Raw genomic sequence first — 19,362 nt, forward strand, 5'->3', positions numbered from 1 at the left:
CCGCGTCCCACACGTCGTCCTCATCTTCTTCTACATCGTCGTCTTTCTGCTCTTCCTATTCTAGTTTATTCTCGTCGTCATCATCGTCGTCATCATCGTCGTCATCATCGTCGTCATCATCGTCCTCTGTGACGTTGATATTTCCAGACTCAGTCTCCGCCGTCGAGTCGGTCGTGTCGGACTCGACGGTCAGGGTCCACTCGTAGCGCCCCGCGTCGAAGTCGCCGACGTCCTCGAAGGTGACCGTCGCGGTCCCGTCCCCGGAGACGGTCCCGACGTCGATCGTCTCCTCGACGCCGTCGTCGGCCTCGACCGTGAGCGTCACGGTCACGTTCTCGGCGGTCACGCCCGCGGTTTCGGCGACCGTGACGGTGGGTTCGTACTCGTGGTCCGTGTCGGCGTCCTCGAGCCCGTCGATCGAGGCAAACTCGAGGGTCGGTGCGGTGGGCTCCTCCTCGTCATCATCAGCATCGCCGTCGTCCGTCCCACCATCGCCGTCATCGGCATCGCCGTCATCGGTATCGTCACCGTCGCCGTCATCGGTGTCGTCACCGTCACCGGCATCGTTCGTGGCGGCGAGGTCGCGGGTGGTCCGGTCGAGCACCTCACCCGAGGCGTCGTGGACGACCGAAACGACGACGGTGTCCCCGTCGTCGTACGGCGGAGACGTGAGTCGCCACTCGTCGCCGGGGCGCCACGTCCCGGTGATCGGGGTGACGGTGCCCGGACCGTCGGTCCCGTCCAGCCGATAGCGGTCGACCTGGTCGTCGTGTTCGATCCGTATCGAGACCGAATCGGCGGCAAGCGCGTCGCCGCCACCGTGAGTCACGGAAACGGCCGATTCGGTCACGTCGGTCTCGACGATGGTCGCCCCGGTGCTCCCCGGGGCGTCGTCGGTCACGGCGGCGAGGCCGGCGACTCCGACCGTCGTTGTGAGGGCAATGACTACCCCCAGAATCATGATCGCGCCGATCGCCGACGACTGTGCACGCACGTGAGGTATATACGACACGGATCAGTATAATTGTACCCTTTGAGAGGTACTCCGGCCGATAGAGGTGTTTCAGACGGAGCGTTCGACCGGGATCCCGTGACGGCGGAACACGAGAACCACCGCGGTGATGCCGGTCAGGGCAACCGCCGCCGCCAGCGCGGTCGAGACGTCGATCCCGACGATCCCCGCGACGCTCGTCACGAGCGTGAACGCGAGAAAGACCGGCAGAACGACCGCGATCGCGTAGTACCACGGTGCCTCGAGGATCCGGGCGATCGGCCCGGCCCCACGCGAGAACTCCTCACGGGCGAGCCGACCGAGCACCCAGCCGTCGAACAGCAGGAAACCGATCAGGCCGGCGGTGAGCACGACGTTCGAGAGCGTGTCGGCGAGCAGCCCGAAGACGGACGGCGAGAGCGCGGCGACCGTCCCGGTGACGAGGAAGATTCCGCCCGTCCCGAGGGTCGCTCGGCCGCGTGAGAGGTCGTGTTCGTCGACGAGATAGGCGACGAGGACCTCGAGGATGCTGATCGCCGAGGACAGCGCTGCCAGCAGAACGACGCCGAAGAAGACGACGCCGACGAGACGGCTGTAGGGAAGTTCGGCGAAGGCACCCGCGAGACTCACGAACAGGGCACCGGGACCGCCCTGTCCGGGTGAGACGCCAAGCGAGAACAGCAGCGGGAAGATGACCAGCCCGGCAAGCACGCCGATGGCGGTGTTGAGAACCGCGATCAGGGTGCCGTCGGCGGCAAGCGATCGGTCCTCGCCGAGGTACGACGAGTAGGTGAGCATCGTGCCGGCCCCGACCGAGAGGGTAAAAAGCGCCTGTCCGGCGGCGGCCGGCAGGACGCTGAAGAAGTTCTCACGAAGGTACGAGACGTCCAGAGAGAGGTAGAAGTCGTAGCCGCCGCCGGCCCCCGGCAGCGTCGAGACCCAGACGGCGAGCCCGCCGAAGAGGACGACGATCCCCGGCACCATCACCGTCGTCGACAGCTCGATCCCCCGTTCGACGCCGAGGTAGACGATGGCGACCGTCGCCGCCAGAAAGAGGACGTGGAACCCGACCGCGCCGAGCCCGTAATCGATCGCGGCGAAGTACTGCTGGGGCGCCGCGAAGTAGGCACCGGTGGTGCTCGCGAACGTGTACCGCAGGATCCACCCGCCGACGACCGAGTAAAACGAGAGGATCACCAGACACGCGATCAACGCGATCGCGCCGAGTGGGCGGTACCACCGTCCGGCCAATTCGTCGAAGGCCCCGACCGGATTGCGGTTGCTTCGACGGCCGATCACGAACTCGCCGATGAGACCCGGAACGCCGACGCCGACGACCAACACGAGATACAGCGTCAAAAACGCCGCCCCGCCGTTCTCGGCGGTCAACCACGGGAACCGCCAGATGTTCCCGATCCCGACCGCGCTCCCGACGGCGGCGAGAATGAAGCCGATCCGGGTCCGCCACGTGGATCTCGTCATCGTCGTTCGCTCGGGGACCGGCGCGAAAAAGGCTGACGAGACGCATCGACGGCGGGCGGCGGTGCGACGGACGCCGACGCTCAGAACGGCGCGAAGAACGCGGCGTCCTCGACGAGGAACAGCTCGTTGATGCCGAGCGCGAGCGTGAGCAGCACGCCGCCGACGACCACGAGGCGGATGGTCCATAGCCAGACGGTACCGAACGTCGCGTATCCCTCGGCGCCCGAGAGCAGCTCCTCGACGGACTCCCGGCCGATGACCCACCCGACGAACAGGACCGTAAGCAGCACGGACAGCGGGAGCAGCGCCTGATAGGCGATGTTGTCGAACCAGGTCAACCAGGCGGTGTCCCACGCGGAGGGCACCCCGAGCAGGAAGAGGGCGACCCCGATGGCGATCGACAGCATCGGCCGCGGCACGTCGTAGTTGTCGTTGGCGTACGAGACGGTCACCTCGAGCAGGCTGATCGCCGAGGAGAGCGCCGCGATGAACACGACGCCGAAGAAGACGACGCCGAAGAGCCGGCCGAACGGGACCGACCCGAAGCCGGCTGCGGTCGCGACGAACAGCGCGCCGGCGCCGCCGGTGTCGGTGGTGATGTCCGCCCCGGCGCCGATCGTCAACAGGATCGGGAAGACGACCAGTCCGGCGAGGATCCCGACGAGGGTGTTCGTGATGACCACGGAGCCGCCGTCGAGGATCAGGTTGTCGTCACGCCCCACGTACGAGGAGTAGGTGATCATGATCGCCATCCCGAGCGAGAGGGTGAAGAACGCCTGCCCGACCGCGAACGGGATGATGGTGCCGGCGTTCTCGATCATCGTCGAGAGGTCCGGCGAGAGGAAGAAGGCGTAGCCCTCGCCGGAACCCGGCAGCGTCGCCACCCAGATAGCCAGCGCGACCATCAGGATCACGATGCTGGGCACCATCACCTTGGTCGCCTTCTCGATGCCGTCCTCGATCCCGAGCGCCACGATACCGACGACGATCGCGAGGAAGACCGCCTGTGCGAGGACCGCCCCCGGACCGGCGGAGACGGCGGCGAAGTACTCGCCGGGGTTCGCGAAGTACGCGCCGTTCACGCTCCCGAGGATGTACCGCAGGACCCATCCGCCGACGACGTTGTAGTACGAGAGGATCCAGAAGCCGGTTACCACCGCGAGTGCACCGGCGATCCGCCACGGACCGGAGCCAAGCCGGCCGAAGGCGTCGATCGCGTTGCGTTTCGTCCGGCGACCGAGTACGAACTCCGAAAGCATCGCCGGGAAGCCGATCAGGAAGACGGCAGCGAGGTAGAAGACGACGAAGGCCGCGCCGCCGTTCGTCGCCGTCTTGAACGGGAACTGCCAGAGGTTCCCGAGTCCGACCGCGCTACCGATCGCCGCGAGGATGAACCCGACACGGGTCGCCCAGGTTTCTCGTTGAGCCATGTATCGGCTCGTTTCACCGTTGTACCCGATAACCCCTGTGGTTCCGGATCCGACCGGTCCGACCCCGGAACGAACCGATGACGCGCTCGATCCGACCCCGGAACGACGCGCCGTCGACGCGTTCCTGGACGACCTTTATACCCCGGACGCACGTACGATCGCTATGGATGTGGATCCGGAGATCGGGTCGCTTTCGGGCGAGTCGGTCGTCGTCATCGGCGGCGGGTTCGGCGGGCTCTCGACGGCGTGTTACCTGGCCGATGCGGGCGCCGAGGTGACCCTTCTCGAGAAGAACGAGCAGCTCGGCGGGCGAGCGAGCCGACTCGAGACCGACGGGTTCCGGTTCGATATGGGGCCGTCGTGGTACCTGATGCCCGACGTGTTCGAGCGCTTCTTCGGGCATTTCGGTCGATCGCCGTCCGATTACTACTCGATCTCCCAGCTCGATCCGCACTATCGCGTCTTCTGGAAGGACGGCGATCAGGTCGACGTCGTCCCCGACCTCGAGACGAACAGGAAGCTGTTCGAATCCTATGAGCCGGGCGCCGGGGACGCCCTGGAACGATATCTCGCGGAGGCGGAATACACCTACGAGGTCGGGATGGAACACTTCGTCTACGAGGACCGGCCACGACTCCGGGACTACGTCGATCGCGACGTCCTCCGACACGCCCACGGGCTCTCGCTGCTCGGCTCGATGCAGGACCACGTCGAGGGCTATTTCGACCATCCGAAGCTGCAACAGCTGATGCAGTATTCGCTGGTGTTTCTCGGCGGATCGCCGCGGAACACGCCGGGGCTGTACAACCTGATGAGCCACGTCGATTTCAACATGGGCGTCCACTATCCCGACGGCGGGATCGGCGCGGTCGTCGACGCCGTCGTCGATCTCGGGGCGGAGCTGGGCGTCGAGTACGTCACCGACGCCGAAGCCACCGCGATCGAGGGTCGTCGCGGGGGGTTCGCGGTCGACGCCGAAAACGGCGAGCGGTATCTCGCCGACCTGGTCGTCTCGGACGCTGATTACGCCCACACCGAACGGGACCTCCTCCCGCCGAAGAAGCGGCAGTACACCGACGAGTACTGGGAATCGCGGACCTACGCGCCCTCGGCGTTCCTGATCTACCTCGGCGTCGAGGGTGAGGTCCCCGAGCTGGCCCACCACACGCTCGTGCTCCCCACGGAGTGGGAGCAACACTTCGACCAGATCTTCGCGGACCCCGCGTGGCCCGAAGACCCTGCCTACTACCTCTGTGTCCCGTCGAAGACCGACGACACGGTGGCGCCGGCGGGCCACAGCAACCTCTTTGCCCTCGTGCCGATCGCGCCCGGCCTCGACGACGACGCGGAGACACGGTCGTGGTACCGCGACCTGATCCTCGAGGACATCGCCGAGCACACCGGAACCGACCTGCGCGACCGGATCGTCCTCGAGGAGACGTTCTCGGTGAGCGAGTTCGCCGACCGCTACAACAGCTACCGGGGCTCCGCGCTCGGGCTTGCACACACGCTCCGGCAGACGTCGCTGCTGCGGCCGCCGCACGTCTCCGAGACGGTCGACGGGCTCTACTTCACCGGCTCGTACACCACCCCGGGAATCGGCGTCCCGATGTGTCTCATCAGCGGCCAACTGACCGCGGAGTACATGACGGGATCGTGACGTCGATCGAGCCGACCGAGTCGACCGAGCGCGACGGCGGAGCCGACGCCGCGAGCCAGGCTCCCGTCCCGACGGTTCGCGGCCGGCTCCGATACCTGCTGGTGCTGTCACGGCCCCGGTTCTGGTTCTATCTGGCCGGGCCGGTCATCGTGGGCGTCGCGTACGGTGCCGACGCCGTTCCGGAACTGTTCGGCCCGGCGGCACTCGTCCTGTTCGGCTACTTCCTCGTGCCCGCCAACGTCCTCCTGTACGGCGTCAACGACCTGTTCGACGCCGACATCGACGCCGAGAACCCGAAGAAGGCGGCCGAGGACGGACGCGAGTCACGGTGGCGCGGCGACCGCGTCGTCACCGCCGCGATCGTGGCGGCCGGCCTTCTGAGCCTCGTGACGCTGGCCGTGACGCCGCCGATCGCGTGGCCGTACCTCGGCGGCTTCCTCCTGCTTGCGGTGGGCTACAGCGCGCCGCCGACCCGGTTGAAGACGACGCCGCTTCTCGATTCCGTCTCGAACGGCCTGTACGTTCTCCCGGGCGCGGCCGCCTACGCTGCCCTCTCGGGGATCCATCCGCCGGTCGCTGCCCTCCTCGGCGCCTGGACGTGGGCGATGGCGATGCACACGTTCTCGGCGATCCCCGACATCGAACCCGACCGACAGGCAGGGATCCGGACGACTGCGACCGTCCTCGGAGCGCGGCGCGCCTACGGGTACTGTGCCGGCTGGTGGGCGATCGCCGTGGTCGTGTTCGCGATCCTCGATCCCCGGCTCGGAGCGTTGCTGGGCGTCTACCCGATCTTCGTCGCCGTCGTCGCAGCGACCGACGTGGCGGTCGAGCGGGCCTACTGGTGGTTCCCGGCGCTCAACACCGTCGTCGGGACGGCTCTCACGATCGGCGGCCTGACCAGGATCGTCCGTCCGGCCGAAGCGGGACTGCTGATCGAGGTGTGGTCCCTCGTTGGGGTGATCGTTGGTGTCGCGTGAAGACGGGGGCGGACCGCTCGGAAGCGCACTGCATCGACTCCCGCGAACGCGTGCGGACGTCGAGGTCGCCTTCGACCGGCTCGTTGCGGAGAATCGGTTCACGATCGCGGTGGTGTTCCCGATCGTCGGCGCGGTCTCGCTGGTCGCGAGCGCGGCGGAGTGGCTTCCCGAGCCGCTGGCGTTCAACCCGTGGTTCCTGTTGATGGGGGTCGTGGTGATGCGCTCGCCGCTCGTCGCCGGGGTGTTGCCGCTGGTCGATCGGCGGGCGGCGGCCTGGATCGGCGCGCTCGTCGCCTACACCTACGTGATCGAAGCGATCGGCGTGGCGACTGGGTGGCCCTACGGCGCGTTCACCTACGGGATCGATCTGGGCCCGATGCTCGGCGGCGTCCCGCTGGCGCTCCCGGTCTTTTTCATCCCGCTCGTGGTGAACGCGTACCTGCTGTGTCTGTTGTTGCTGGGTACGCGCGCGGAGACCGCGATCGTCCGCCTGCTGGCCGTGATCGCGGCCGTGATCGCGATGGACGTCGTGTTGGATCCCGGCGCGGTCGCGCTCGGGTTCTGGCGCTACGACGCCGGCGGCGCCTTCTACGACGTTCCGCTCTCGAACTACCGCGGCTGGGTGCTCTCGGCGACCGTTGCCGTCGTCGCGCTCGATCGGGCCTTCGACCGGCGGCGACTGCTCGACCGGCTCGAGTCGTGCCCGTTCATGCTCGACGATATGGTGAGCTTCGTGATCCTCTGGGGCGGGATCAGCCTCTGGTTCGGGGCCCTTCTGCCGGCCGCCGTCGCCGTGGTCTTCGGTGTCGGGCTCGTTCGTGCCGACCGGTTCGACGCCCGCGTCTTCGATCCCCGCCACCGCGGGACGTGGGGTCGCGCCGACGCCCCGCGAGCACCGGCGTCCGACGACCCGAGTCGAGATCCCGAAACCGATCGGAGTTAAGGTCGATCGGTACCTCTTCGAGGGTATGTCACGGCAGGGTGACGGGTCGGCACGGGCAACCGACACGGGAACGACCGACTCCGAGGCGGCCGACTCCGAGGCGACAGACCCGGAGGCGACGCCCACCGACGCCGGCGGACGACCCTGTCCGCTGTGTGCGCGACCGATGCAGCACCGCCACTGCAAGTACGTCTGTCCGACTCACGGCGTGGTCTACGACTGTAGCGATACGTTCTATTGAGCAGGTCGAACCGGACGACGATCGGGCCGTCGACGCCGGCGTCGTCGAGCGAAACCGCACGAACAATTATGGGTCTACGTCCCGTGTGATCCGATGGTATGGGAACCCGCACATTCACGTCCGATCGATCGATCACGGCCGATCGTGACGCGTCACGGGTGGTCCGATGATCGACGACGACCGGGTCGCCCGCGGCAAGCGGATCCAGCGGCAAACGGGGGCGACCTTCCACGTCGCCACGCGCCTCCTGCCGGAGCGGATCCGGTACCCCACCTACGTCCTCTACGGCTTCTTCCGCGTCGCCGACGAGATCGTCGACGCGGCCGACACCGCTCCGCCGGCCGAACAACGGGCCGAGATCGAACGGATCCGACGGATCGTCCTCGGTGAGGAGCCCCCGGGTGAGGATCCGGACGACGAGGTGCTCGCCGCGTTCCGTGACCTCAGGACCGAGACCGGAATCGCCCGGACGGACGTGGCGGTGTTCCTCGAGGCGATGGCCAGCGACGTCGACCGATCGCGGTACGAGACGTACGCCGACCTCGAGGCGTACATGGACGGGTCGGCGGCGGCGGTCGGTCGGATGATGACCGCAGTGATGGACGTCGAGGACCCGGAACGGGCGCTTCCACACGCCACGACGCTCGGCGAGGCGTTCCAGATGACCAACTTCCTGCGCGACGTCGGCGAGGACGTCCGCGAGCGCGACCGCGTCTACCTGCCCGCCGAAACGCTGCGCGAACACGGCGCCTCGGTCGATCAGATCCGTGAGCGGCACTTTGACGAGTCGGTCGCCGCCGCGATCCGGGCGGAACTGGCCCGCACCGAGGATCTCTACGCTGAGGGTGTGGCGGGGATCCGGTACCTGCCCGCGGACTGCCAGCTCGCGGTCCTGCTCGCGGCGGTATTGTACGCCGATCACCACCGACTGATCCGGGATCTCGACTATGATACGCTCTCGCAAACTCCCGAGCTCTCGATCGCGCGGCGGCTCCGACTGCTCGCGCGCACCTGGTGGCTCTTCCGGCGGTACGACGACCCGGAGACCGTCTTTTATGCGGCGATCGATTCCTTCGACGTCGAGGCGCCGGCGCGAACCACACACACGCACAGCTGGCGGGACTGTCAGCTGATGTCGTACCTCTCGCGGTGAGAACCCGGCTGCAAAACCGCAAAAACGCAAAGACCGCACGAACGCGAACCCGAACGTCAGGGTACCGTTACCGGTTCAGCACTCGGACCAGCCGCAGGACTCGCACGTCTTACAGCCCTCCGAGAAGTAGAGGCTGAGACCGCCACACTCGGGACACTCCGGCGACTCGCCGGCCGCGATCAGGTCCTGCGTGGCGTCCTGCTCGGGCTCGGCGACGTCGCTGCCGGTACCCGGCGCCGGACCGGCCTCGCCGGCCGCCGCGTCGGCAGCAACCCCGCCGCCGTCTGTCTGTTCCGCGCCGGTTGCCGGCACGTCCTCTGCGCCGTCCTCCTCGAGTTCGCTCAGCGACTGCTGCTGGGGGATCCCCTTGTCGATCTCGTCGTCGAGGTAGCGACGCAGCGCCGTTCCGATCGCGTCCGGGATGGACTGGATCTGCTCGCCTTTGTCCCAGGCGACCTTCGGGCTGCGCGTGCCCTGCAGCTCGTCGACGATCTCGACCGGGTCGACCCCCGAGCGGAGCGCCGTCGAGATGACCTTCGCGAGCGCCTCCGTGAAGGAGTTCGTGTAGCCGCCCGAGTGGCCGATGTTGGCGAACAGCTCGAAGGGCCCGCCGTTCTCGTCCTCGTTGATGGTCACGTAGAGCTTGCCGTAGCCGGTTTCCACCCGCTGGGTGACGCCGTTGAGCGAGTCGGGACGGGGACGCGTCTCCGCGTAGTTGACCGTCGGTCGCTCGCTGGCCTCGAGCAGGCCGTCGATCTCCGCGTCGATCTGCGCCCGGACGTCCTCGTTGTCGAGGAACGCCTCGACGCCGCCGAAGACCTCCTCGATCTGTTCGACGATCGTCTCGGCCGCCTCGGACTCGTCCGCGAACTCCGCGTTCTTCGCACGGGTCGTCAGCACCTGCTTCGAGCGCGTGCCGTCGCGGTAGACGGTGACGCCCTTGCCGCCGTGGTCGTAGATGTATCGGTACACCTCGTCCATGTCCTCGGGCGACGCCGAGTTGGGGAAGTTACAGGTCTTCGAGATGGCCGAGTCGACCCCGCGCTGGCAGGCACACTGGACCGCCGCGTGCTGTTTGCCCGAGAGGTCGCCGGTGACGACGAACAGCTCGCCGATGGGGTTGGGAACGGTGTCGAGCCCCTCGACGCCGTCGAACTCGTTGTTCGACATCTGCTCCTGGGCCTCGCGTTTGACCGCCTCGACGTCGACGTCGTTGGCCTCAAGCGTTCGCAGGAAGTAGTCGTCGAACTCGACGAGCATCTCGTCGCCCTGGACGTCGTCGGAGACGTTCTTGTAGAAGGCGACGTTGTAGATCGGCTCACAGCCACCGGTCGTGTTGCCGATCATCGACGTCGTTCCCGTCGGCGCGATCGTCGTCGTGTTGTGGTTCCGGATCGGGTACCCGTCCGCCCACTCGTCGGCGTCCTCGCCCGTGTGGTGTTCGAACCACTCGCGGTACTCCGTCGGGTCCGCGTACTTCGAGTCCGCCCAGTCGTTGAAGGAGCCGCGCTCCTCGGCGAGTTCGTGGGAGGCCTGCTTGGAGACGTGGTTGATGTGGGTCATCAGCTGGCCCGCGATCTCGTTGCCCGTCTCGGAGCCGTACCGGACGCCGAGCTGGATGTACAGCTGGGCCAGCCCCATCACGCCGAGGCCGATCTTGCGCATGTCCCGGACCTTCTGTTCGATCTCCGGGACCGGGAAGTCCGACATCGTGACCACGTTCTCGAGGAAGCGCGTGCCGTAGTCGATGCGCTCGTCGAACGCCTCGAAGTCGATCGCCTCCTCGAGGAAGGCGTCGACGGCCGCCGCCGTCGAGTCGTACTCGTCGGCGTGCTCCTCGCTCCAAACGCGCCAGTCGGGCGCGTCCAGATCGGCGAGCGTCGAGAGGTTGATGTGGCCGAGGTTACAGGCCTCGTACTCCTCGAGCGGCTGCTCGCCGCAGTTGTGGACGTTGAGACATTCCTCGCCCGCTGCGCTCGCAAAGAAGTTGTGTGTTCCCTCGACGGAGAGATCATACACGTCCTCGCTTCCATCGGGAACGACCGCAGCGATCGTTTCGGTGGTCGTTTCGTGTTCGGTGCCGTGAGGCGTCGCGAGTGGCTTCGACAGCCCCACGACCTCATCACCGGCTGAAAGGGAGTCCGCTTCGACCCAGTCACCGTCCGCAGTACGGATCTCGTGATCCGGAGTGACGCGGACTGAAAGCTCGGATTCGGTCGAGACTCGAACGACATCCGCATCCTGCTTCGTTTTGAAGGCCGTCGCTGAACGCGTGACGACCTCGTCATCGTCGATCGTCTGAACCTCCACACGATCGTCGCGATCAGCCAGTTCGCGAATCGGCCGTGTCGTTTCGTCCGCGAGGCGGACCTCCATCTCTCCGGTCAGACACGGGTTTGTTGCGAGGATACGGTGGTCGGGATGCTCCTCGACGTCGAAGGAGTGCTCCTTGTTCACCCGTTCGAGGTAGATGACGCCCGGTTCGCCGTTCTCGTGAGCGCCCTGGACCATATGGTCCCAGAGTTCGTCGGCCGGGATCGACAGCTCCTCGCCGACCTCGACGTGGTGGCCGAGGTCGAACATGTCGTAGAGCTCCTTCGTCTCGGCGGTGGCGATGTGGGGTTCCTCGGTGCGGGGGTTCGTGAAGGTGAACTCCTCGTCGTTGTACAGCGCCTCCATGAAGTCGTCGGTGACGCCGACGGAGATGTTGAAGTTCGAGAGGTGGCCTTCGACGGCGTTCCGGAGGTGTTTGGGGACGCGACCCTCGTCGTCGATCAGCTCGCGGGCTTCATCGAGGGCGTCCTTGAAGGAGGTGTGTGTGTAGTCGTCGGGGTCGTTGAGACGCAGGGAGTGGGCCAGCGAGACGTCCTTGTTCTTCGCGTGGATGAACTGGATGACGTCGGGGTGGGAGACGCGCATCACGCCCATCTGGGCGCCGCGTCGCGCGCCGCCCTGGGCGATCGTCTCGCACATCTGGTCGTAGGTCCGCATAAAGGTGATCGGCCCGGAGGCGATCCCGCCCGTGGAGCCGACGGCGTCGCCGTAAGGGCGTAATCGCCAGAAGGCGTAGCCCATTCCGCCGCCGCTTTGGAACACCTCGGCGGCCTCCTTGGCGGTCTGGTGGATGTCGGTGATGTCGTCGTCGGGGGAGTCGACGAAACAGGCCGACAGCTGCTGGAGCTCGTCGCCGGCGTTCATCAGCGTCGGCGAGTTCGGCATGAAGGAGAGCGACTCCATTCCCTCGCGGAACGTCGAGGCCGTCTCCTCGACGTGTTCACGAACGCTTTCTGGAAGCTCGGGAACGATCGTCTCGTAGGAGAACTTGTTGACGTTGTGTGCGGTCAGGGTCGTCTCGACGTCGTCGTCCGCGGTGACGCCGGCGCCGAAGACCTCGCTCGCGAGCTCGTCGCGGCGCGGGTGGTCGGGCTTGAGCTGGTCGGGCGTGACCGTGATCTCGACGTCCTGCTTTTCGGCTTCATAGACCGCCTCCGCGAGCGCGACGTTCTTCGCGACGCGGACGAACAGCTCCTCCTGGGTCTCGATCTGGTTCCCGTCGGCGTCCTTCCGGAGGTAGCGGGCCGGCAGGATGTTGTGGTAGGCGTTGGCCGTCAGCCGGTCCTCGAGCGTCTCGCCAGTGGTTCGTTTGATCGGCAGTTCGAGTTCGTCGGCGGAGAGATCGCTCCCGCTCATCGCGGGATGACGCCCCCTCGATCGTGTGCTGTCTCGTGCATCTATCGTGATATGGTGCTGTTGCGGTGGACCCTTGTATCTTCCCTTCCCGGCCCAATAGGTGGCGATCGTATCGCTTCTGTGACTATTATTCGTCGGTGCGGATCGGTTCCGCACCCACACGAACCAATAGTCGAGTAGCGATCTACATAAGGATGACCCCTCCGGAGCGAAAGTGGACACAGGACCGGAAAATCGACAGCATTCGGCGGGTCATACAGTAGAATCGAAGGGGTGTTTCGGGATCCGATACGGACGATCGTGTGAAGCCACGCCATCGACGTCGTTCCCGTAATCCCGATACACGGGATCGATCCACGTCATAAATATCCGTTCACTTATATCTGTCAGACGAAACCTGACGGGCCACAGACTTATGCCGTCGGTGTCCCTCCGGGACGGTATGCACGGCATCCTACACACCTCGACGATCGATGCGATCGCTCCGGAACTCACGGCGACGGCCGGGTCGCTGCTCCTGCAGCCGGGGTTCGCGTCGACCCCGCTCCGCCAGATCCTGATCGCGCTGGTCGCCGCGGCCATCGTGATCGTGGTCGGACGGATCGTGCTTGCGATCGCCTGGAAACTCGTCACGATCGCGGCGATCGTCGTCGCGCTGCTGTTGCTGCTGTCGACGTCGGGGATCGTCTAGAAAGGGCCGACCCAGACCCCCGACCGTCGAGCGGCTCGTTCGAAAGCAGTCGTCGCGTGGCGATAGCGGGCTGTGATAGCGGTCACGGCGTCGGCGCCGCGACCGCGGCCAGGAAGTTCCGGATCACGTCGTGGCCGACGCCCGTGAGGACGCTTTCGGGGTGGAACTGCACGCACTCGATCGGATACTCGCGGTGGCGGATCCCCATCACGAGCTCCGTCCCGTCGTGGTCGGTGGTCGCGGTGACCGCGAAGCAGTCGGGGATCTCGGTCGCGATCAGCGAGTGGTATCGCCCGGCGCGGAACCCCTGATCGAGGTCGGCGAAGACGCCCTCGCCGTCGTGGTCGATCGGGAAGGCCTTGCCGTGGACCGGCTCGGGCGCGTGGCCCACCGATCCGCCGTACTCGTAGACGGCGGCCTCGAGGCCCAGGCAGACGCCGAGCGTCGGGATCGTCGGCGAGAGCTCCCGCAGGACGTCGGTCGTGACGCCGACGTCCCGGTCGTTCTTCGGGTGTCCCGGCCCCGGACTGATGACGATCGCGTCCGGGTCGGTCTCCCGGACGTCCGACAGCGTCGCCCGGTTCTTGAGCACGGTCGTCTCGACGCCGCCCGGAAGTGGCTGTTCGGAGACGTACTCGACGAGGTTGTACGTGAACGAGTCGTAGTTGTCCACGAACGTGACGCGCGTCGTCATCGGTCCGCGTCACCCCCCGCCTCCCGGATCGCCTCGACGGCGGCGCGCACGCCGTCCATCTTCTGTTCGGTCTCCTCGTACTCGGCGGTCGGGTCCGAGTCGGCGACCAGGCCCGCGCCGGCCTGGATCGTGATCCGGTCCGTGGGCCGGGTCTCGGAGGAGGAAGGGGAGGATGACACATCCGATACGGCGTCGATCGGGACGTCGTGGTCGGTCGGAACGTCGTGGCCGACCGAAACGTCGTGGTCGATCGTCGCCGTCCGGATGACGATCGCGAAGTCCGCGTCGCCGGTCCAGGAGTAATAGCCCACGCCGCCGCCGTAGACGCCGCGCGGCGACCGTTCGAGCTCGTCGATGATCTCCATCGCGCGCACCTTCGGCGCGCCGGTGAGCGTCCCCGCTGGGAACGTCGCGCGCGTCGCGTCGAAGGCGTCGACGTCGTCGGCGAGCGCTCCCGTGACGGTCGACTCGATGTGCTGAACGTGACTGTACTTGAGGACGTTCATGAACTCCTCGACGCGCACCGATCCCGGCTCGGAGACGCGCCGAACGTCGTTGCGAGCGAGGTCGACGAGCATCGTGTGCTCGGCGCGCTCCTTCTCGTCGGCGAGCATCTCGCCGGCGAGGCGCCGGTCCTCGACCGGACTGTCCCCGCGGGAACAGGTCCCGGCGATCGGGTTCGAGACGATCCTGTCGTCCTGCACCGACACGAGCGTCTCCGGGCTCGCGCCGACGATCGACCGATCGCCGTGGTCAAGCAGGTACATGTACGGCGACGGGTTGATCTCCCGGAGCGCCTCGTAGAGCCCCAGAGGGTCGACGTCGCCGTACAGCTCCCGCGTCCGGGAGACGACGCCCTGGTACACCTCGCCGTCGAGGACGCGCTCCTTGGTCGTCCGAACCGCCGCCTCGTAGTCCTCCTGTGGCCCCGCCGTCTCCGCGATCCCCGTGAATCCGCCGGGGTCCGGATCGGTGGCAGCCCGAAGGTCCGCGAGAACGTCGGCCGCCTCCGCGACCCGGTCGTCGTAGACCGCACCGGGATCGTCGGCGGGCGTGACGACCGGCGTGAGAACGAGGTCGACGGTCTCGGCGACCTCGTCGAAGACGAGCGTGCGCGTCGTGAGACAGAACTCGGCGTCTGGAACGACCGGGTCGGGGCGATCGACGCCCACCTCATCGAGCCAGAGGTCGTAGACCGCGTCGTACGCCAGGAAACCGACGAATCCACCCGAGAGCGTCTGCCGGTCTGTCTCCGGGAATCCGCGACGTTCCACGTCCGGGAACGCGCCGCGAACGCGGTCGAGAACGTCCCCGTCGGCCGGCGTGACGTCGCCGTCAAGCAGGTCGGCCGCGGGGCCGAGCCGCGTCAGGTCGGTTCGGTCGGGATACACCGAGAGAACGGCTTCGGGGTCGTACCCCACGAAGGAGTAGCGCGCGTGGCGGTCAGCGTCGGTGCTGGGCGCGAAGGCGCCGTCCGGGTCGCTCGAGGCGACCTTCTCCGCCGACTCCAGCAGGAAGCTGTGGTCGCTGCGGTCGGCCAGCGCGGCGTAGGCGGTCACCGGCGAGACGTCGACGTCGAGTTCGATCGCGATCCGGACCACGGCCGGACCGTCGGCGTCCGCGACGTGGTCGACGAACGCCTCCCGTGACAGCGAGGGATCGAGATCCGAAAGCGAGGGAGTGGGCTCCGACTCGGAGCGGGTCGTCACGCGAGCGTCACCTCCCGGCCGGCGTTGCGGACGAAGCGCGCGAGCGCGTTGTGGTCCTTGCGGCCGCCGCTCAGCTCCACGCCGGAGGCGACGTCGACGGCGTACGGGTCGACGGTCTCGACGGCCTCGGCGACGTTCTCGGGGTCCAAGCCGCCTGCAAGCACGACCGGCGAGGTGAGCCGGCTCGCGAGGGCACCCGTCGCCTCCCAGTCGTGGGTCCGGCCGGTGCCGCCCGCACCCCCCTCGGTCGTCGAGTCGACGACGAGCGCATCGACCGCCTCGTCCAGCCGTTCGGCCAGCGCGTGCTCGTCGGCGTCGACGGTGACGAGCACCTTCACGCCGGTCTCCGCGCGGACGTAGCCGATCTCCTCGGGACTCCACTCGCCGTGCAGTTGCAACGCGTCGGGGCCGACGGTTCGGACGAGTTCGACCGCCCGTTCCGGGGAGTCGGGCATCGTCACGAGCGTGGCGGTCACGAACGGCGGCACGCCGGCCAGCAGGTCGGCCGCGGTCGCCGGGTCGACCTCCCGCGGCGTGTCGACCGGAACCTCGGTGATGGCCCCGACGGCGTCGGCACCGGCCTCGATCGCCGCGCGGACGTCGGCACCGCGGGTGAGCCCGCAGACCTTCGCGCGGGCCATCAGTCGTCCGCCTCGGCGCCCACGTCCGTCTCCTCAGGCCCCGATTCGGCGGTAGCGCCGCACAACGCGGCGAGCTTCTCGGCGGCGGCGCCGGAGTCGATCGCCTCGGCGGCCGCGTCGACGCCCGCCTCGAGGGAGTCGGCCAGGCCCGCGACGTAGACGGCCGCGCCGGCGTTCGCGAGGATCAAGTCGCGCTTCGGGCCGGTCACCTCGCCGGTGACGATCCCGCGGAGGTCGGCCGCGTTCTCCTCGGGACCGCCGCCCGCGACGTCCTCGATCGGCGCGCGTTCGAGGCCGAGGTCGGCCGGCGCGATGGTGTACTCGGTGACGTCCTCGCCCTCGACTTCGGCGACGACCGTCTCGTCGTGGAGCGCGATCTCATCCATCCCGGAGCCGTGGACGACCAGCGCGTGCTCGACGGGCATATGCGCGAGCGACCGGGCGATCTGCGGGACGAGGTCGGCGTCGTAGACCCCGAGGACCTGCCCGTCGGCTCCGGCCGGGTTCGTGAGCGGGCCGAGCACGTTGAAGACCGTCCGTACCCCGAGCTCCTTGCGCGGGCCGATCACGGCCTTCATCGCGGGGTGGAACACCGGCGCGAGCATGAAGCCGATGCCGTCCTCGTCGATCGCCGCCTCGACGGCCGGCGGCTCGGCCTCGATGTCGACGCCCGCCACCTCGAGCACGTCCGCGCTCCCCGAGGTGGAGGACACCGAGTAGTTGCCGTGTTTGGCCACGGCGGCCCCCGCTCCGGCCGCGACGATGGCCGCAGTGGTGGAGACGTTGATCGTGTCGTAATCGTCGCCGCCGGTGCCGCAGGTGTCGACGAGGGACTCCCGATCCGGGTCGATCGTCCGGGCCGCATCGCGCATCCCCGTCGCGAACCCCGCGATCTCCGCCTCCGTCTCGCCCTTCGTCCGGAGCGCCGCAAGCAACGCCCCGATCTGTGCCTCCGTGGCCTCCTCGAAGACGATCCGGGCCGCCTCGCGGGCCTCCTCGACGGTCAGATCCTCGCCCTCCGTGACGCGCTCGATGATGGTTGTGATGTTCATTGTGGGCACCGATGTATAGGTTCGTCTTGTAGTGTACATATCTGTACATCGCCTTAAGCGTGTCGTCGCCGGCGTCGGACTCCCGTGAGAGGATGTCACTCGGCACACTGGACCCGGAACCCGAAAACGAAGGAAGTGACCGCCAGGGCGGCCGGCATCACATATCGCGCGATCGGCCGATGTTCCACAGGTCGCCGCCGCAGTCGTCACAGGTCGTGGTTTCCGGATCGACCGTTCGAGCGAGGCAGTCAAAGCATTCGTACACTGAGTCGGTTTCGATCTCCGTTTCTGGGCGCATATAGGGAATAGAACGAACGAGATATATAATTCGAATCCTGAAACACCTTATATTGATCAGTGACGTTGATGTCGGCCGATCTCGGTAATTGATCCCGATACACGTGGTATATCATTGCATAGCCAGCGTGTCATAGAAGTCCCCATACACGACAGTCCTTCCGGTCAAACGTGTTACTGAACGTCTTCATCCGCAAGCCGTTCATCGATTCGAGTTCCGAGTTCTTCAGCTTCCTCTTGGTACTCCTGTGCGTCATTTTCCCATTCTCGTGCCTCACCATCCAGATCTGCCGTCCGAGCGGACGCTGCCTGTTCCATCGCTTCCGTATGATTTCTGAGTGCTCCGAAATAGTCACTTAATAGGGTGAACGTCTCAGCGGTGAATTGGTGTTCATATTGATCTGCTTGTTCCGTCGCATTCTGTTCTAATTCTCCCCACTCTTCACCGACAGTACGGTACCAATCAGCCGCATCTTCATATCGTTCAGAATCATACTCATCGTTAGCGGTAGCCAGATAGTTGGACTGTGCTTGTATTGTATTCTCGTTATCATTCAGCCATTGTTCAATGACCTCCAAAGCTTGTTCCCGTGACTCGACTGATTCTTGTTGTTCGAATTCAGGCAGTTCCGGCGGGTCAAACCGTTCATCTAGAATACTAATATCATCTCTTGCAGACTGAAGGGCCTGGACACCCTCTGGGTGGGCCTCTTGAGCATCATTTTCATATCCCACGGCCTCTTCGAAATCACCTTCCGAACGTAGACGAGCGCTATTTGCTAACGATTCTGATGAAGATAGCATCTGGTTTATGAAATAAGAGATGTCACCATAGAGTTGATATAATTCCGAGTCCTGGGGATACTTCGTTGCAAACTGGCTGTTGATGTCGTCCAATAACCCTTGATAAATCTCAGCAGAACTTATGAACGTTTCCCGTGCAGTCGTGTAATTTCGGGTGTTAAATTCAGTAGTTGCCTCCTCAAACGTATTGTTCGCTTCAAGAATATCGTCCTCGTTTTCAGAGATCCAAGTACTGACGAGATCTTCGATTTCAGCGTCAGTAGTGTCACGATAGAGAGTTATCTTCTTTCGTATATCCTGGGCATCATCATACGTCTCCTCCAGCATTTCGAAAGCAGATGCCGACCGAGAGAACGCATCAAGGACGTCCTCTTCATCCAACAAAGCATCTACTCCTTGATACCCAAATGCTGACGCCTCCATCATTAAGCGATAATACTCGGAAAGTGTATTGAATATCTCCGATCGTTCATCGCCTTGGTCTTCATGGAGGTTCGATTGTTCTTCTGCATAACTGCGCAACTCATCATAATCTTCACGAGCCTGATCGAAGTTTGAACGTGCTTGCTCGAAATCCGATACCGTCAGTTGGTCCACCGGAGTGGCCATAACGAGATCATATGATTGAGTGAAATTATCCCCTGCTTGAACATCCAGACTACTATGTTCAGAGAGGAACTCGTCAAGAGAGAGGGCCTGCTCATCATCAGTTTCTGAACAACCAGCAAGGGCCAAGGGCAGTGCTACCCCGAAAAGGCTGATCGTGCGACGGCGAGTTATAGTACCGTTATCACAAATACGAGACCGGTTCATATCGTGACATCATCAAGGAGCAACTTATAGGCCCGTGTTCTCCGCAGCAGAACGTCATACGCTACACCACATATCAGTAAATAAATATCCA

The 19,362-nt window shown here is 65.5% G+C and carries 15 protein-coding genes and 1 pseudogene; 6 read left to right on the forward strand and 10 right to left on the reverse strand.

Translation table 11 applies throughout. The features are described 5' to 3' along the window. Positions 1 to 55: 55 nt before the first annotated feature. From OQF70_RS09075 to OQF70_RS09085, 3 genes are all read right to left on the reverse strand, one after another. Positions 56 to 994 (reverse strand): hypothetical protein, encoded by a 939-nt coding sequence (locus OQF70_RS09075; protein WP_280537140.1) that lies wholly within the window; start codon positions 992 to 994, stop codon positions 56 to 58. Between the two features lie 69 nt (positions 995 to 1,063). Beyond that, positions 1,064 to 2,473: a sodium-dependent transporter gene (locus OQF70_RS09080; RefSeq protein WP_280537141.1), complete on the reverse strand. Its 1,410-nt coding sequence runs from the start codon at positions 2,471 to 2,473 to the stop codon at positions 1,064 to 1,066. A gap of 80 nt (positions 2,474 to 2,553) precedes the next feature. Continuing rightward, positions 2,554 to 3,903: a sodium-dependent transporter gene (locus OQF70_RS09085; RefSeq protein WP_280537142.1), complete on the reverse strand. Its 1,350-nt coding sequence runs from the start codon at positions 3,901 to 3,903 to the stop codon at positions 2,554 to 2,556. Between the two features lie 163 nt (positions 3,904 to 4,066). Between OQF70_RS09085 and crtI the strand changes: the two genes are divergently transcribed. From crtI to OQF70_RS09110, 5 genes and pseudogenes are all read left to right on the forward strand, one after another. Beyond that, positions 4,067 to 5,563 (forward strand): phytoene desaturase family protein, encoded by a 1,497-nt coding sequence (crtI, locus tag OQF70_RS09090; RefSeq protein WP_280537143.1) that lies wholly within the window; start codon positions 4,067 to 4,069, stop codon positions 5,561 to 5,563. After that, complete coding sequence (locus OQF70_RS09095; protein WP_280537144.1) at positions 5,560 to 6,543, forward strand: prenyltransferase; 984 nt, start codon at positions 5,560 to 5,562, stop codon at positions 6,541 to 6,543. The genes crtI and OQF70_RS09095 overlap by 4 nt, the downstream gene beginning before the upstream one ends. 28 nt (positions 6,544 to 6,571) lie before the next feature. Then, positions 6,572 to 7,390: pseudogene (gene cruF, locus OQF70_RS09100) on the forward strand (bisanhydrobacterioruberin hydratase); the annotation flags it as partial. A 247-nt stretch (positions 7,391 to 7,637) separates the two neighbouring features. Continuing rightward, the gene (locus OQF70_RS13405; protein ID WP_303651068.1) at positions 7,638 to 7,727 is read left to right on the forward strand and encodes an HVO_2523 family zinc finger protein; all 90 of its coding nucleotides are present in this window, start codon (positions 7,638 to 7,640) and stop codon (positions 7,725 to 7,727) included. Between the two features lie 166 nt (positions 7,728 to 7,893). Further along, positions 7,894 to 8,880: a phytoene/squalene synthase family protein gene (locus tag OQF70_RS09110; RefSeq protein WP_280537146.1), complete on the forward strand. Its 987-nt coding sequence runs from the start codon at positions 7,894 to 7,896 to the stop codon at positions 8,878 to 8,880. A gap of 75 nt (positions 8,881 to 8,955) precedes the next feature. On the opposite strand, the gene OQF70_RS09115 is transcribed toward OQF70_RS09110, so the two are convergent. Next, a complete protein-coding gene (locus OQF70_RS09115) occupies positions 8,956 to 12,570 on the reverse strand; it encodes a ribonucleotide reductase N-terminal alpha domain-containing protein (protein WP_280537147.1) in 3,615 nt (1,204 codons plus the stop codon). 442 nt (positions 12,571 to 13,012) lie between these two features. On the opposite strand from OQF70_RS09115, the gene OQF70_RS09120 reads away from it, so the two are divergent. Further along, positions 13,013 to 13,261, forward strand: coding sequence for a hypothetical protein (locus OQF70_RS09120; RefSeq protein WP_280537148.1), 249 nt, complete (start codon positions 13,013 to 13,015; stop codon positions 13,259 to 13,261). An 82-nt stretch (positions 13,262 to 13,343) separates the two neighbouring features. Here OQF70_RS09120 and trpG read toward each other — a convergent pair whose 3' ends face one another. The 6 genes from trpG to OQF70_RS09150 form a co-directional block, all read right to left on the reverse strand. Then, positions 13,344 to 13,955 (reverse strand): anthranilate synthase component II, encoded by a 612-nt coding sequence (trpG, locus tag OQF70_RS09125; RefSeq protein ID WP_280537149.1) that lies wholly within the window; start codon positions 13,953 to 13,955, stop codon positions 13,344 to 13,346. Next, positions 13,952 to 15,664, reverse strand: a complete 1,713-nt coding sequence (gene trpE, locus OQF70_RS09130; RefSeq protein WP_280537150.1) for an anthranilate synthase component I — start codon at positions 15,662 to 15,664, stop codon at positions 13,952 to 13,954. The genes trpG and trpE overlap by 4 nt, the downstream gene beginning before the upstream one ends. Next, a complete protein-coding gene (locus OQF70_RS09135; protein ID WP_280537151.1) occupies positions 15,661 to 16,305 on the reverse strand; it encodes a phosphoribosylanthranilate isomerase in 645 nt (214 codons plus the stop codon). Before OQF70_RS09135 ends, trpE begins: the two co-directional genes overlap by 4 nt. After that, positions 16,305 to 17,357 (reverse strand): anthranilate phosphoribosyltransferase, encoded by a 1,053-nt coding sequence (gene trpD / locus OQF70_RS09140; protein ID WP_280537152.1) that lies wholly within the window; start codon positions 17,355 to 17,357, stop codon positions 16,305 to 16,307. Before trpD ends, OQF70_RS09135 begins: the two co-directional genes overlap by 1 nt. A gap of 157 nt (positions 17,358 to 17,514) precedes the next feature. Further along, positions 17,515 to 17,655 carry a rubrerythrin-like domain-containing protein gene (locus tag OQF70_RS09145; protein WP_280537153.1) on the reverse strand — a complete coding sequence of 47 codons (141 nt, stop codon included), beginning with the start codon at positions 17,653 to 17,655 and terminating at the stop codon, positions 17,515 to 17,517. 173 nt (positions 17,656 to 17,828) lie between these two features. Further along, the gene (locus tag OQF70_RS09150; protein WP_280537154.1) at positions 17,829 to 19,271 is read right to left on the reverse strand and encodes a hypothetical protein; all 1,443 of its coding nucleotides are present in this window, start codon (positions 19,269 to 19,271) and stop codon (positions 17,829 to 17,831) included. Between the last annotated feature and the right edge of the window lie 91 nt (positions 19,272 to 19,362).

The sequence above is a fragment of the Halopenitus sp. POP-27 genome (assembly GCF_029889855.1).
GTDB lineage: Archaea > Halobacteriota > Halobacteria > Halobacteriales > Haloferacaceae > Halopenitus > Halopenitus malekzadehii.

Coding starts and splice junctions, on each gene's coding strand:
- OQF70_RS09080 (WP_280537141.1), bottom strand. CDS start 2,473: ATGACGAGATCCACGTGGCGGACCCGGATCGGCTTCATTCTCGCCGCC.
- OQF70_RS09085 (WP_280537142.1), bottom strand. CDS start 3,903: ATGGCTCAACGAGAAACCTGGGCGACCCGTGTCGGGTTCATCCTCGCG.
- crtI (WP_280537143.1), top strand. CDS start 4,067: ATGGATGTGGATCCGGAGATCGGGTCGCTTTCGGGCGAGTCGGTCGTC.
- OQF70_RS09110 (WP_280537146.1), top strand. CDS start 7,894: ATGATCGACGACGACCGGGTCGCCCGCGGCAAGCGGATCCAGCGGCAA.
- OQF70_RS09115 (WP_280537147.1), bottom strand. CDS start 12,570: ATGAGCGGGAGCGATCTCTCCGCCGACGAACTCGAACTGCCGATCAAA.
- OQF70_RS09120 (WP_280537148.1), top strand. CDS start 13,013: ATGCACGGCATCCTACACACCTCGACGATCGATGCGATCGCTCCGGAA.
- trpG (WP_280537149.1), bottom strand. CDS start 13,955: ATGACGACGCGCGTCACGTTCGTGGACAACTACGACTCGTTCACGTAC.
- OQF70_RS09135 (WP_280537151.1), bottom strand. CDS start 16,305: ATGGCCCGCGCGAAGGTCTGCGGGCTCACCCGCGGTGCCGACGTCCGC.
- trpD (WP_280537152.1), bottom strand. CDS start 17,357: ATGAACATCACAACCATCATCGAGCGCGTCACGGAGGGCGAGGATCTG.
- OQF70_RS09145 (WP_280537153.1), bottom strand. CDS start 17,655: ATGCGCCCAGAAACGGAGATCGAAACCGACTCAGTGTACGAATGCTTT.
- OQF70_RS09150 (WP_280537154.1), bottom strand. CDS start 19,271: ATGAACCGGTCTCGTATTTGTGATAACGGTACTATAACTCGCCGTCGC.